Raw genomic sequence first — 14,601 nt, 5'->3', positions numbered from 1 at the left:
TGAGCGGGGGCGCGGGGGCTGTGGACAACTCGACGCCCGTGCCCGCGGTTCGCCCTAGCGTCGTCGGCATGACGACGATGCGCATCGAGGCGGAGTGGATCGCCCAGCTCGGGGTCTCGCTCGCCGACATCGGCGCGCAGCTGGCGGAGGCAGGCGACGGCGACGAGGACGCAGCCGCGTTCGGTCCCGGCGACGCTGCGGCGGCCTTCGACCACCTCATGGCGGGGTGGCGCCGTCAGCGGCTCGCCCTCGTCGAGCAGCTGGCCGACCTCTCCGACAGGGCTTCGGTTGCCGGAGCCGCCTTCGTCGAGACCGAGGAGAGGGTCGGCCGGTCCCTCGCCGGGGGCTCCCAGTGACCCGGGCGTTGCTCCCGCTGCCGGGCCACCCGGATCGACTGCGGATGCTCGCCGACGCCCTCGCCGGGGGAGCCGCGCGGCTGTCGGCCGTCAACACCGTGCTGCTCGGCCTGCGCGCCGGCGTGCGCTGGGACAGCCCGTCGGGGCACGCCTTCGAGGCCGCCGTCCAAGGGCCGCCAACCGTCATCGCTGCCGTCATCGAGAGGTATGCCGGTGCCTCCCGGGCGCTGCGCACCCTCGCCGACGCGCTCGAGGCAGCCCAGGACGAGGTGGCCCGGGCGACGATCGCGCACGACGAGGCGTGGCGCCGGCACGACGCCTTCATGAGCCGACGTGGGTTCGCCGTCGACCCGGTCGAGCAACAGGACCTCGAGCGCGCCATGAACGCCGAGATCGCCCTCATCGATGACGCCGAGCGACGCCATGCCCGAGCCGTCGAGCTCCACCGCGAGGCGGACCGTTCGTGCACACGAGCGCTGCGGGCCCTGGCGCGGGACGGGATCGAGGACACCACGGCATACACGGCGGTCGTCGGGGCGGGGACGATGTCGAAGCCGGTGGCGATGGTCGGCGGGATGCTGCCGGGAAGGCTCAAGCTCATCGGCGTCGCCGGCGCCGCCACGGGCACGCTGAGCGAGGTGGGTCTCCTCGTCTTCTACGACGAGGGCTCGTGGAAGCAGGTGGGCATGAACGCGCTCGTCGCCGTGGGGACGGCCGCGGGCTCGGTCATGGTCGCGGGGTCTGCACTCGGCGTCAGGGTCGCCGTCGACGGCGGGCGGCGGGTCTTCACCAAGGTGGCCAACCCGTCGACCGGGTCCCGGCTCGGCGCGGGCGCGCGGACCACGTTCGACGACTGGGTGCGCGGGTGGCGGGTCAAGGCCGGGTTGCCGGTGGCACCCGCACAGGTCCGGATCCCACCGCGGCCACTTCCCGCCGCGACGTCCATGACCGGCAAGGCTGTCAACGCGGCCACGCGGGCCGTCGACAACGCCGTCCTCGACGGCTGGCGGGTCGCCACGGCGAGTGGACCCGATGCCCAGAGGATGTTCGTGGCGGGCATGACGCTCAAGCACGCCCCCACCGTCGCCGCGAAGGTCGACAAGGTCCACGACGGCCGTGTGGAGCGGCAGGAGCAGGCGGCCCGTCGCGAGCGTGAGAGAGGCGAGGTGCCCGTGGAGCTCAGGGTGCAGTGACCTCGAGGATCCCGTGGGCCCCGCGTTCGGCGTCGACCATGAGGTGCGAGACGAACGGGTAGTGCCCTGGTTCGGGCAGGGACAGCTCGACGAACCCGCCCTGGGCGGGGTGCAGCCCGAGCGACTGGGCTCCGCCCACGCTGCCCGGGGATCCGGGCCTCAGCGAGAACGCACCCTCGGCGAAGACCGTGTCGAACTGCCCTCCGACGACGTGGAAGGACGACGCCCGGTTCGGGCCGGCGTCGAGCACCCAGAGCCGCACGCGCTCCCCGACGGCCGCGCGAAGCGGGTCGTGGTCGTACTGGTTGGCGAACCCGTTGAAGACGACGGCGTCCGGACGCTCCGCGTTGACCTTGTCGGCATCCGCGGAGGACGGGCCCGGATAGAGCTCGGACTGCACGAGGAGGTACTCCCGGTCGACCGGCGCGAGCCCGGGCGGGTCGATGACCACGGCACCGAACATGCCACTCGCGATGTGCAGCGACATCGGCATGGTGCTGCAGTGGTACATCCACATGCCGGCCCGCGTGGCGGTGAACGAGAAGGTGTGGCTCGACCCGGGCGCGATGGTGCGCATCGCGCCGTCGGGCGCCAGCGACCCCGCGTGGAAGTCGACCGAGTGACCGATCGTGGCCTCGTTGTGCAGCGTGATGACGAACCGGTCGCCGACCCGGCCTCGGAGCACCGGACCGGGCGTCGTGCCGTTGAACGTCCAGAGCCGCTGTCGCACACCGACGCCCACCTCGCGCTCGACCTCGCGCACGGTGAGCTCCACGTGGTGGGTCCGGCTCGTCGACGCCGGTGGGAGGGCTGCGTCGCGTGCTCGGAAGCCGGGCGGGGGAGCGGCCATGAAGTCGAAGCGCGGTGCGGGTGAGGCGTTCTGCTGCGACGCGGCGTCGCTGTCGTTCTCCTGGGTGGGGTGTCCAGTGGCCGCATGCTCCACCGAGTCGGACCGGGTGGCCGCGTCGAGGCCGGTCACCTCGACGGCGAAGAGCATGCCCATCTGCCGGTGGCCGGCGATGGTGCACCAGCCGTCGAGACCCCTGCCCACCACCGGGACCTCCAGCCTTCCGCTCGACCCGGGCGCGATGCGTCCGCTGCGCTCGCCGCTCTCCAGGGCGAGGTCGTGCACGTCCTCGTCTGCGTTCGCGAGCTCGACGACGAGCCGGTTGCCGGCCGGGACCGAGACCCGGTCGGGGCGGAACCGCATCCCGCGGGCCTCCACCCGCACCGTGGTCGTCGCCCCGGTGGCGCTGATTCCCCCCGCCGCCGAGGGGCCGACGCCGCCCAGGGCGCTCGGGTCGGCGGCGGCGCCCGCGGCCACGGCGAGGACGACCGCTGCGAGTCCGAGCGCTCCCATGCCCGTATGCCGTCCGCGCACCACCGCTCCCGGCTCCGGCACGTGGCGGGCCGGGTGGGTCGGCACGGGGCCGATCGGACGCCGCGAGCGACGCAGGGCCCCGCCGAGGAGTGGCACGAAGGACGCCATCGCGCTAAGCACGAGCATCGAGACGAGGACCCTGACGAGGCTCGGGGAGGGCAGGAGGCAGACGAGGAGACCGGTGTTGGCGACGACGACACGCAGCGCGGCACCTCGCTCGAGGGTGGCGTTGAGCTCGCGCACGCGCGCCGGCCCGCCGCCGAGGACCACGGGCACGAGGTGGGTGAGGGCCCCGAGGAGGACCTGTGCCGCGAAGCCGACGGCAAGTGGCACCGCGACCCGGTTCCCGCTCTCGCCGGCGGCTGCCCAGTCGGGAGCAGTGGCGAGCAGCACCGCGAACCACGCGACCGAGACGACGAACCAGCCGGTCGCCGCGAGCACGGACCACGCGGCATACGACTGCGGTGGCTTGGTGCGGGCGGCGACGAGGAGCGGACTGAGGGACCAGAGGGCTCCGCAGAGGTAGGTGATCACGCCCAGTGCGGCGAGGGTGAGCGCCCCCGCGGCAGCTCCCGCGCCCACCACCGAGAGGCCGAGGACGAGTACGGGGAGCGAGCGCCGGGTGGAGCGCTCGGCACCGTCGGGGATGCGGGTCCGCAGGATGGTGGGCCACAGGGTCAGGACCGTGCCGATGACGGTGAGCCCCACCCAGCCGAGCACGTTGACGGTGAGGTGCGCGACGAGCAGGCGGCCGTGGACAGGATCGGCTGGCTCTCGTGCCAGGAGAGTCCCGAGGACGGCTCCGATCGGGAGGATGAGCGCGGCACCCACGTAGTGGTGGATCGTCGTGCCGAAGCGTCCGGGCAGGGCGCGTCTCATGAGGCGGAGCAGCGAGATGCCGTGTGCTGCAACCGATGCGCCGACGACCAAGGCGCCGAACAGGGCGAGCTGCCACACCTGGCCGACGACACCGGCGACCACCGTGGCGACACCGACGTTGAGCGAAAGCAGGCGCACAGCTTCCCAGCGTCTCCTCGACGGTGCCGCGCGCAGGAGGGCGCGGGCGAAGTGGGTGCTCCACACGAGGATCGCGTTCGTCACGGCGCCGAGCAGCAGCAGGTGGACCATGAGCCAGCGCGCCTCGGGCAGGAAGGGGTGGGTCAGGGTGGTGGCGAGAAGGGCGAACAGCCACAGGACGACGCCACTGTTGGCGGCCACGTGCCACCTCACGCGGGGCTTCATCCGGCTCGCCGCCCCGCCATAGTCGCGGACCGGGCGAGCACCGCGACGAGGAGGAGCACCGCGGCGACGTTGAGTGCACCGCCCAGCTGCCGAGCCGGCTCCCACCCGCGCAGGTCACCGACCGCGACGCGCAGCAGCAGCGAACCGTGGAGGAGCACGGCCGGCGCCCACAGAGCCGACCGGTAGGGCAGTCGCACCCGGAGCACGGCCGGGAGGATGACCGGGGCGTGGGCCATGATCATCGACAGCGTGAAGCCGAGGAAGACGCAGTGGACCACCGCGTCGTAGGTGGCTCCGTCGAGGACCGGGCTGCCGAGGAGCCAGAGCAGGGCTGCCGCGGCGAGCCAGACGTAGCCGGCGAGGAGGCAGGCGGCGGCGAACCGGGGCAGACCGGTGTCGTGGACAGTCCGTCTCGCGACGTCGTGTCCGGCGAGCCAGACCACGAGCCCGGCGAGGACGAGGCCGAACAGGGCCTGGCCGGCCTCGGGCCAGAGCAGCGACGCCACTGCCGCCCCACAGAGCCCGAAGGCGCCAAGGACGACCGGGCCGGACCGCGCGAGCTCGATGCGGGCCAGCTCCAGGCGCTCGCCGGCGATGGTGAGCACGACGAAGCCGGCGAGCCAGGGAAGAAGGCGTGGCACGGGCACCTCCCTCAGCCACAGGATCGATGCACCGAGGGCGAGCACACTGCCGAGCGCCTGCACGGTCACGGCCTCGTCGCGCTGTCGTTGCCAGAGGGCGACGAGGACCAGGCCGAGCGCCGCCGATCCGGCCACGAGGAGCAGCTGTCCGAGGCTCCCGGTCGCAGTGGGAACGAGGAGCAGCCCTCCCGTCCCCAGCAGTGCGGGCGCGGCGTAGCCGGCGCGGTGGCGCAGGGCGACCGCTCGCTCGAGCGCGATGAGCGTGCCGACGAAGCCCAGGACGAGCAGGAAGCCGTGCACGTCCGGCAGGCGGCTGCCGAGGGGAAGAGCCGGGGCGTCGAGGAGGAGCAGCCCGGCGTCGAGCCCGAGAAGGAGGGCCAGCGCCCCGGGGACGAGAAAGGGGACGCGCCACAGCCCGGGCGGGACAGCCGAACCACGACGGGTCCGTGCAGGAGGGGACGTGGCCGGGGCGTTCACCGTCGCGTCGTCACTCGCAACGGCACGGACGCGCAGCATCAGGACCCCGCGGCGTCGGCGCTCGACCCGGCGAGGCGCGTTGCTGGGTGGCCGAGGTGGAGTAGGCAGGCGCCGGGCTCGGCGAACGGGACGAGCGCGGCCGGCTCGTCGTCGGCACCCCACGTGTCGAGGGCCCCGCGCACGATCCCGAGGTGGACCGAGCAGACCACGTCGGGCTGGTCCACGGCAGCCTCGAGCAGGGGGCACGTCGTGAGGCGGGTCGTGGTGGCGCGGGAGTCGGTGGCCGGCTCGAAGCCGAGGTGTCCCAGCAGCCCGACCACTGCCCGCCGGGCGGCCACCGCGCTCCGGCGCTCGGGGCGGCGATCGTCGGCGAGCCGTCGCCCCCACAGCTCACCGGCAGCGGCGGCCTCACGCCGTGGGTCGGGGCTGGTGGCGGCCAGCTGCATCGCCAGGGCCGTCGCGAGCCCGGCGTACTCGGGTGCGCCGGGCTCGGGGGCCGGCACCGCGGCATACAACCAGGCCGGTCGACCGCGCCCGGTCGCGGCCCGGGCCTCGCGTGTCGCGAGCTGCGCGGTCACGAGGGCGTCGAGGTGCTCACGGACGGTGTTGGAGTGCTGGCCGGTGGACTCGGCGACCTCCGCGACCGAGACCGGCGCCTCGAGGCGTTCGAGCACCTCGAGGACGGCGCCGGCGGCTCGGCTGGGCGCTTCGCGGACCCTGCTCGTCGTGGTCGGACGGGGGCCGAGACCTGCAGCCATCCGTTCGTCAAGGGCCGCCGTCGCCGGGATTGGATTATTCACGGAACAAAGTGTATTAAATAGATGTGGCCTCACGCCAACCGGGGGCCCTCAGGGAAGGAACCACCGTGAACGACGTCGTCGTCGCCAGCTCCGCGTCCGACTCCGCAGCCGTCGAGGCGGTGAAGCAGCACCACGCACACATGGCCGGCACCCTCGCCGGGCTGGTCGACAGGGTCCTCGACGCGACGGACGACGCGACCGCCCTCCGGGCGCGCGACGCCCTCGTCCGTTGGGCCGAGGGGGACCTCGTCCCGCACGCCCGTGCCGAGGAGGCGGCGATGTATCCCCTCGCGCACGCCGACGAGCGCGCCGGCCTGCTCGTCGAGGCGATGCTCGCCGAGCACGTCCTCATCGTCGGGCTCGTCGGCCGCCTCGCCGCGGCGCCCGACCACGTGCACGCCGCAGCCGAGGCACGCGCCCTCGCGGTGACGTTCGACAGCCACCTCGCGAAGGAGAACGACCAGATCCTCCCCCTGCTCGCGGGCAAGCCCGACGTGTCGCTGTCCGCGGCCCTCGCGGGGATGCACGAGCTGCTCGGTGGCCACGAGGGCCACGAGCACAGCCACGACCCCGACCACGGTCACGACGAACACGTCGACGCCGGGGACCGCCGCGAGGCAGCCCCCACCTCGGCTGCCGAACCGGCGCCGGGCGGTGGGTGCGGTGGCGCCTGCGCCTGCGGCGAGAGCGACGGCGCCGGCTACCCCGAGCTCGACGCACGCGATGTCCCGCACGCCATCCGGCACGCGACGATCTTCGGTGCCCTCGACGCCGTCGAGCCCGGCGGCGGCCTGGTCCTCGTCGCTCCGCACGACCCGCTGCCTCTTCTGCGCCAGCTCGAGGGACGCGCTCCCGGTGCCTTCACGGTCGAGTACCTCGAACGGGGACCGGAGGCCTGGCGTCTCCAGCTCGTCCGGGGCTGACCTCGCGGAGGCCGGCCCAGCCCGCCGCGGGACCTCTCCGGCGCCGGACGACCGGCCGGCGCCGGAGAACTCGGACGACCCGTGTCCCGCGCCCGACCTATCCTTGAGCGCGTGCCCGAGCCCCGACCCGTCGTCGCCGACCGTGGGCCGGTCGACCCCGAGCGGCTGAGGTACCCGGAGCAGCTGCCCGTCGCCGAGCGCCGCGACGACATCCTCGCCGCGATCCGCGACCACCAGGTCGTCGTCATCGCGGGTGAGACCGGCTCGGGCAAGACGACCCAGCTCCCGAAGATGTGCCTCGAGCTCGGCCTCGGCGCCACCGGCCAGATCGGCCACACCCAGCCGCGTCGGATCGCCGCGCGCAGCGTCGCCGAGCGCATCGCCGAGGAGATGGAGGTCGAGCTCGGCGACCTCGTCGGCTACCAGGTGCGCTTCACCGACCACTCCAGCGACCGCACTCGCGTCAAGGTCATGACCGACGGCATCCTCCTCGCGGAGATGCAGCGCGACCGCGACCTGCGCCGCTACGACACGATCATCATCGACGAGGCGCACGAGCGGTCGCTCAACATCGACTTCATCCTCGGCTACCTCAAGTCGCTGCTGCCGCGTCGTCCCGACCTCAAGCTCGTCATCACCTCGGCCACCATCGACCCCGCCCGCTTCGCGGAGCACTTCTCGACGGACGCCCGCGGCAAGGTCGTGCGCGAGGTGCCCGTCATCGAGGTGTCGGGGCGCACCTATCCCGTCGAGGTCCGCTACCGGCCGCTCGTCGAGCGCGGCGAGGGTGGGCACGTCGTCGAGGAGCGCGACCAGGTCACCGGCGTCGTCGACGCCGTCACCGAGCTGTGGACCGAGACCCCTCCCGGGCACACGGCGACCGACATCCTCGTCTTCTTCTCGGGGGAGCGCGAGATCCGCGACGCGGCCGACGCACTCACCGGCCTCGGCCTGCCGAACACGGAGGTCCTCCCGCTCTACGCCCGGCTCTCGGCGGCCGAGCAGCACCGGGTCTTCACCCGGGGCCGTGGCCGCCGAATCATCCTCGCCACCAACGTCGCCGAGACCTCGCTCACCGTCCCCGGCATCGGCTACGTCATCGACACCGGCACCGCCCGCATCTCGCGCTACTCCCAGCGCACCAAGGTCCAGCGACTCCCTATCGAGCCGATCTCGCAGGCCAGTGCGGCCCAGCGGTCCGGGCGCTGCGGTCGCGTCGCCGACGGCATCGCCATCCGGCTCTACTCGGAGGAGGACTTCGAGAGCCGGCCCGAGTTCACCGAGCCCGAGATCCAGCGCACCTCGCTCGCGTCGGTCATCCTCCAGATGACCTCGCTGGGGCTCGGCGACGTCGCCCGCTTCCCGTTCGTCGACGCTCCCGACCCGAAGCAGGTCGCGGACGGCGTCCGGCTCCTCGAGGAGCTGCGGGCCCTGCGCGAGGGCCAGGGGAGGCGAGGCGAGAAGCGGCTCACGGCATACGGGAAGACGCTCGCCCGACTGCCGCTCGACCCGCGCATGGGACGGATGCTCATCGAGGCGGGTCGGCTCGGGTGCACCAAGGAGGTCCTCGTCATCGTCGCGGCCCTGTCGATCCAGGACCCGCGCGAGCGGCCGGTCGACAAGGAGGCGCAGGCCCAGCAGCAGCACGCCCGCTTCAAGAGCGAGACGTCGGACTTCGCCGGCTTCCACGCCCTGTGGCGCTACGTCAAGGAGCAGCAGAAGGCGTTGTCCGGCAGTGCTTTTCGTCGGATGTGCAAGGCGGAGTTCCTGCACTACCTGCGCATCCGCGAGTGGCAGGACCTGCACCAGCAGCTGCGCAGCGCGTGCAAGCAGGCGCGCATCGACCCCGAGCAGAGCTCGGCGGCCAAGGGCGGCGAGCCCGACTGGGACCTCGTCCACAAGGCGCTTCTCGCCGGGCTCCTCTCGCACGTCGGTGTCCGCGACGAGCAGAAGCGCGAGTATGCCGGTGCGCGCGGTTCGCGTTTCGCCATCAACCCGGGGTCGGGGCTCTTCAAGAAGCAGCCCGACGTGGTCATGGCCGCCGAGCTCGTCGAGACGACCCGGCTCTGGGCGCGCGTCAACGCCGCCATCGAGCCCGAGTGGGCCGAGGAGGTCGGGGCGCACGTCGTCAAGCGGACCTGGTCGGAACCGCGCTGGGCGAAGTCGCAGGGGAGCGTCGTCGCCTCCGAGCGGGTCACCCTCTACGGCGTGCCGCTCGTCGTGGACCGCACGGTGCAGTACGGACGGATCAACCCCGAGGAGGCGCGCGACCTCTTCATCCGGCACGCGCTCGTCGAGGGTGACTGGGAGACGCACCACCGGTTCTGGAAGGCCAACACTGCACTGCTGCAACGGCTCTCGGAGCTCGAGGAGCGGGCTCGGCGGCGCGACATCGTCGTCGACGACGAGGTCGTCTTCGAGTTCTACGACGCGCGGATCCCGCCCGACGTCACGTCGAGCCGCCACTTCGACCGGTGGTGGAAGGGCGAACAGCGGCGACGGCCCGACCTGCTCACCTTCACCGAGGAGCTGCTCACCCGCGACGACGCCGACGCCGTCTCGGCGGGCGACTACCCACGCACCTGGCGCCAGGGCGACCTCGAGCTCGACGTCACCTACCAGTTCTCGCCGGGCGACGCCGCCGACGGTGTGACCGTGCACGTCCCCACCGCGGTGCTCAACCGGCTCGACGCCGCAGGGTTCGACTGGCAGGTGCCCGGGCTGCGTGAGGACCTCGCCGTCGCCCTGCTCAAGTCGCTGCCCAAGGCGACCCGTCGCCACTTCGTGCCGACCCCCGACCACGCGCACGCCGCACTGGCGGCCGCGGACCCGGGCTCGGGCGCTGCCTTCACCGACGAGCTGGCCCGGGTCCTCCGCGAGCGGACCGGGGTCGCCGTGCCACCGGGGGAGTGGGACTGGGCACGCGTCCCCGACCACCTGCGGATCACCTTCTCCGTGGAGGCCCCCGGCGGCCGCGTCGTCGCCCGCGGCAAGGACCTCGACGAGCTGCGCCCGAAGTCCGAGGGAGCGGTGCGCAAGCGCATGGCCCGGGCCGGGGCGTCCATCGAGCGACGGGGGCTCACCGGCTGGACCGTCGACGACGTGCCACGCACCTTCGAGGGGCGCTCCGACGGTCACACCGTCCAGGGGTTCCCCGCGCTCGTCGACGAGGGGACGTCGGTCGCGCTGCGGGTGCTCGACCACCCCGGCACGGCCGCTGCCGCCCACCGGCAGGGTGTGCGCCGGCTGCTCCTGCTCAACACGAGCGCGCCGTGGAAGCGGGTCCTCGCCCGGCTCAGCAACGCACAGAAGCTTGCCCTCGGGCAGAACCCGCACGGGTCGGTCCCGGCGCTGCTCGAGGACTGCCTCGCCGCCGCCGTCGACGCGATCGTGGCCGAACACGTCGCCGGCGAGGTCCGGACGCGGGCCGAGTTCGAGACCGCGCTCGCGGCCGTGCGGACCCACGTCGTCACCCGGGTCCTCGTCGTCGTCGAGGCGGTCGAGCCCGTGCTCGCGCTCGCCGGTGACGTGCGCCGGCGGCTCGACGCGATCGGCTCGGGGGCAGGTGCCCGCAGCCTCGCCGCGACGACGGCGGACGTGCGCGCCCAGCTCGACGGGCTCATCCGGCCGGGATTCGTCGCCGAGACGGGGCTGGCCCGGTTGCCGCACCTCCAGCGCTACCTCAAGGCGATGCTCCAGCGCCTCGACAGAGCCCCGACGAACCCCCGCGAGCCGCAGCTGCAGGCGCAGGTCGACTCGGTCGAGACGGCATACGCCGACCTGCTCGACGCGCTCCCGGCAACCGCCGCCCGCGCGCCCGAGGTGACTGACATCGCGTGGATGATCGAGGAGCTGCGGGTGAGTCTCTTCGCGCAGTCGCTCGGGACCGCGCACCCGGTGAGCGAGAAGCGCGTGCGCAACGCCATCGCGGCGGTGACGCGGTGAGGGAATCTCCGTGCGCACCGGCACGTTTGACCAGACACGTGACCCCCCTGAGAGGCTGTTCCCGTGCAGAACCCGTCTGACCTCTACCGCTTCGAGATCGACGTCCAGCCGCCGACCCGGCAGCCGGGCGCGCTCATCGTGCTCCTCGGCGCGTTCATCGACGCCGGCAATATCCAGCGCATCCTCGGCACGCACCTCGTCGACACGACCGACGCCGAGGTCGTCGCGACGTTCGACGTCGACGCGCTGCTCGACTACCGCGGGCGTCGCCCCGCGATGGTCTTCGACACCAACCGCTGGGAGAGCTACGCCGACCCGTCGATGGTGCTCTACCGGATGCGCGACCGCGACGGCCAGACCTACTACCTCCTCACGGGTCCGGAGCCGGACTTCCAGTGGGAGCGCACGATCGAGGCGATCCGCCATCTCATCCAGATCCTCGGGATCACGCTCGTCGTCACGAGCCACGGCATCCCGATGGGCGTGCCGCACACCCGTCCCGTGGGCATGACGGCGCACGCCACCGACCCCCGCCTCGTCGGTGACAAGGAGTCCCCGTTCGGGCAGGTGCAGGTGCCGGCGAGCTTCCCGGCCCTGCTCGAGCTGCGCCTCGGCGAGGCCGGGCGCGACGCGCTCGGGTTCGCGATCCACGTGCCGCAGTACCTCGCGCAGGCTGAGTGGGCCGAGGGTGCCCTCGCCGCGCTCAACGCGATCACCGACGCCACCGGTCTCAACCTGCCCAACGACGAGCTCGTCGCCAAGGCCGGGGTCAACAACCGCGAGATCGCGGCCGAGCTCGCCGACAACGCCGAGGCCGGCCAGATCGTCAACGCGCTGGAGCAGCAGTACGACGCGTTCGTCGAGGGCCAGGAGCGTCCGAGCCTGCTCGCGACCGAGGCCGAGGACCTGCCGTCCGCCGACGAGCTCGGTGCCGACATCGAGGAGTTCCTCCGCAACGTCAGCGACGACTGAGAACCTCGACTTATTGCCCGTTTGGGACGCATCCGCTCGGCGAAGCACTCGATGCTGTGTCCCAAACGGGCAATAAGAAGTCGAGAGAGGGGTTTCAGTCCTTGGCGTCGGACCAGCGGGCGATGACGGAGGTGTCGGCGACGAACCGCACCGGCGCCCCTGCCGCCCACCGCCGCGACGCGTCGGCCAGCGCCCGGTCGACGAGGGCCCACACCTCCTCGGCTCGTTCGGCCGGCGCGTGCACGAGCAGCTCGTCGTGCAGGCACAGCACGATCTCGGCGCCCAGCGGGCCACCGAGCGCGCGGACCGTCGCCGCCCACGCCTTGAAGAGCTCGGCCGCCGCCCCCTGGATGATCGCGTTGCGCGCGAACCGTCCCCGGGCCGCGTCGAGCGCCGGGTTCGCGCCCACCGGAGACTGCGCGAGGAACCGACCGGTCGGGATGAGCCGGCCACCGAAGGTCCGCAGCGGCTCGCCGCGCACCCCGCTGTCGTAGGCACGGTCGAGCAGCCCCATCGCCACCGGATAGGCCCGCTCGAGCCCGCGCAGGGCCTCACCCGCGGCGCCGCTGCGCTGGCCGTACATCGCGGCGAGCACCGCCACCTTGGCCACCGGCCGCTCGACGCCGAGGCGTGACGCCACCGGCGCATAGAGGTCGTCGGCACGGGTCGCCTCGGCGAAGGCCGGGTCGCCCGACACGACGGCGAGCACCCGCGGCTCGATCTGGCCGAGGTCGGCGCGGACGAGGACGTGGCCGGGGTGCGCGGCTACCCCTGCCCGCAGTGCCGCCGGCAGGTTGTGCAGGCCGTTCTCGGCGGTCATCCGCCCCGCAGCGCCGTCGCACGCCGACCAGCCGCCGCGGAGCCGGTCGTCGGGGCCGACGCACTCGTCGAGCCAGCGGTAGCCGTAGGTCGTGGCGATCCGTTCCGCCTTGCGCCACGTCAGGAGCGCGTCGACGACGGGGTGGACCTGCCGGTAGGCGTCGAGCACCCACTTGCGCGTGTTGGGCACGTCGACACCGACGCCGGCGAGCATCTCGCGCACCTGCTGCGGGTTGCGCAGGTCGGTCGACTCGCGACCGGGCACGTGCTGGAGGACCTGCGCGTCGCGCTCGCGTCGCGCCGCCACGGCCGCCTCCTCGGACGCCGCGCGCGGACCTGCGAACTCACCGATGAGCCGCTCGAGGAGGACGCGGTCGACGGGAAGGCCGCCATGCTCGAGCTCGAGGCACAGCAGGGCCGCGGCGGACTCCGAGTGCACGGTCGCCACGGTCCGGGCGCCGAGCGACCCGGCACGCTCCCGCTGCGCCACCGCGCACTCGAGCGCTGCCTCGGCCCACCGCAGCAGTCGCTCGTCGGTCTCGAGCCAGCCCGATGCCGCGTCCGCGCGCAGGTGGCCGTCGGAACGAACGAGGTCCTCGGGCCCCACCTCGTCGCCCGCCGAGAAGTCGAAGAGGTCACCTGCCGACGGGGCCGGCATCGTCGAGACCGGTATGCCGTGTGCCCCCGCCCAGACGCGACCGGGCTCCGCGTTCCACCCGCCGTGGAGGATCCGGTGGGCCTCGGCGAGGTCCCAGGCCCGAGCGAGGGGTGCGCCGGCCGCGGACACCAGCGGGCCGGCATACCGGGCGCTCCACCAGACCCACCGCGGACGCGACGATGTCTCGATGACCGCGAGCTCGCGGGCGACGTCACCGACAGGTCCGACCGTGCGGACGCGGTCGCCGACGAGCGCGGCACGGCCACCGTGGACCACGGCGGCGACGAGGTCGGCGGGATCGCCGGCGAAGGCCATGGGCGCAGCCTAGGTGAGGGTCAGGACACCCCCGCGCCCGAGCGGCGTACCCGCGTTGACGTGGCAGGATCGGTCGGGACAGCAGTCGCGACGGTGCCGGCAAGAGCCGCGCACCACAGGAGGTCATCAGTGGGATTCTTCGGATTCGGCAAGGACGACGCCAAGGACGCCAAGGACCAGATCGCGCAGACGAAGTCCGCGCTCGAGCAGGCCCAGGAGGCACCCAAGGACCAGGGCTTCGTCGGCAACTCCGCCACGAAGATGGTCGAGAACCTCCTCGACACCGGCATCGACGGCAAGGGCCCGTTCGACTCCGCCGCGAAGGTCGCGGCCGCCGCGCTGAGGAAGAACAACGGCAACGCCGAGGCCGCCGTCGACGACATCGTCAAGGGCCACCTCAAGCTCGCCGCGGCCGGCGGGTTCGTCACGAGCCTCGGCGGGTTCATCACCCTCCCCGTCTCGCTGCCGGCCAACGTCCTCGGCTTCTACCTCATCGCCACCCGGATGACCGCGGCCGTCGCGTCGCTGCGCGGGCACGACATCAGCCAGCCTCAGATCCGCACCGCCGTGCTGCTCACGCTCGTCGGTGCCGACGCTGACGACCTCCTCGCCAAGGCGGGCATGGTCGCGCCGGCAGGACGTCTCACGAACCTCGCCGCGCAGCGGCTCCCCGGACCAGCGCTCATGGTCGTCAACAAGGCGATCGGGTTCCGGCTGCTCTCGACGGCGGGCAAGAAGACGTTCGCCCGGTTCGGTCGCAACGTGCCGATCGTCGGTGGCGTCGTCGGCGCCGGGCTCGACGGCTGGCTGCTCAAGCGCATCTCCGACAACGCCCGGCGCGAGTTCCCGACCGCGACGCCGCAGATCGCGCAGGCCTGA

Annotated in this window: 10 protein-coding genes; 6 read left to right on the top strand and 4 right to left on the bottom strand. The window is 73.0% G+C overall.

What is annotated here, in order from left to right; all coding sequences use genetic code 11:
- The first annotated feature begins 68 nt into the window (after positions 1-68).
- A complete protein-coding gene (locus tag N798_RS09035) occupies positions 69-356 on the top strand; it encodes a hypothetical protein (protein WP_035947907.1) in 288 nt (95 codons plus the stop codon).
- Positions 353-1,549 (top strand): hypothetical protein, encoded by a 1,197-nt coding sequence (locus tag N798_RS09030; protein WP_156971680.1) that lies wholly within the window; start codon positions 353-355, stop codon positions 1,547-1,549. Before N798_RS09035 ends, N798_RS09030 begins: the two co-directional genes overlap by 4 nt.
- Here the strand turns inward: N798_RS09030 and N798_RS09025 are convergent.
- Genes N798_RS09025 through N798_RS09015 form a run of 3 tightly spaced genes read right to left on the bottom strand, consistent with a single transcriptional unit; the run spans position 1,536 to position 6,090 of the window.
- A complete protein-coding gene (locus N798_RS09025) occupies positions 1,536-4,160 on the bottom strand; it encodes a multicopper oxidase domain-containing protein (protein ID WP_229708843.1) in 2,625 nt (874 codons plus the stop codon). The genes N798_RS09030 and N798_RS09025 overlap by 14 nt on opposite strands.
- Positions 4,161-4,168: 8 nt before the next feature.
- Positions 4,169-5,290 carry a hypothetical protein gene (locus N798_RS09020; protein ID WP_052117103.1) on the bottom strand — a complete coding sequence of 374 codons (1,122 nt, stop codon included), beginning with the start codon at positions 5,288-5,290 and terminating at the stop codon, positions 4,169-4,171.
- Positions 5,291-5,328: 38 nt separating this feature from the next.
- The gene (locus tag N798_RS09015; protein ID WP_198030731.1) at positions 5,329-6,090 is read right to left on the bottom strand and encodes a helix-turn-helix transcriptional regulator; all 762 of its coding nucleotides are present in this window, start codon (positions 6,088-6,090) and stop codon (positions 5,329-5,331) included.
- Positions 6,091-6,155: 65 nt separating this feature from the next.
- Here N798_RS09015 and N798_RS18920 point away from each other — a divergent pair, with 65 nt between their 5' ends.
- From N798_RS18920 to N798_RS09000, 3 genes are all read left to right on the top strand, one after another.
- The gene (locus tag N798_RS18920) at positions 6,156-7,013 is read left to right on the top strand and encodes a DUF2249 domain-containing protein (RefSeq protein ID WP_035947903.1); all 858 of its coding nucleotides are present in this window, start codon (positions 6,156-6,158) and stop codon (positions 7,011-7,013) included.
- A gap of 111 nt (positions 7,014-7,124) precedes the next feature.
- Positions 7,125-10,958 (top strand): ATP-dependent RNA helicase HrpA, encoded by a 3,834-nt coding sequence (gene hrpA, locus N798_RS09005; protein WP_035947902.1) that lies wholly within the window; start codon positions 7,125-7,127, stop codon positions 10,956-10,958.
- Between the two features lie 63 nt (positions 10,959-11,021).
- On the top strand, positions 11,022-11,930 hold the full coding sequence (locus N798_RS09000) for a proteasome assembly chaperone family protein (protein WP_035947900.1): 909 nt from the start codon (positions 11,022-11,024) through the stop codon (positions 11,928-11,930).
- A 94-nt stretch (positions 11,931-12,024) separates the two neighbouring features.
- On the opposite strand, the gene N798_RS08995 is transcribed toward N798_RS09000, so the two are convergent.
- Complete coding sequence (locus tag N798_RS08995) at positions 12,025-13,722, bottom strand: DNA polymerase (RefSeq protein ID WP_035947899.1); 1,698 nt, start codon at positions 13,720-13,722, stop codon at positions 12,025-12,027.
- 129 nt (positions 13,723-13,851) lie between these two features.
- On the opposite strand from N798_RS08995, the gene N798_RS08990 reads away from it, so the two are divergent.
- Positions 13,852-14,601 carry an EcsC family protein gene (locus tag N798_RS08990; RefSeq protein WP_035947898.1) on the top strand — a complete coding sequence of 250 codons (750 nt, stop codon included), beginning with the start codon at positions 13,852-13,854 and terminating at the stop codon, positions 14,599-14,601.

Source organism: Knoellia flava TL1 (assembly GCF_000768675.1).
Lineage (GTDB): Bacteria > Actinomycetota > Actinomycetes > Actinomycetales > Dermatophilaceae > Knoellia > Knoellia flava.
The sequence above is the reverse complement of the archived record's forward strand: the minus strand, read 5'-3'. Positions and strand labels throughout refer to the sequence as shown.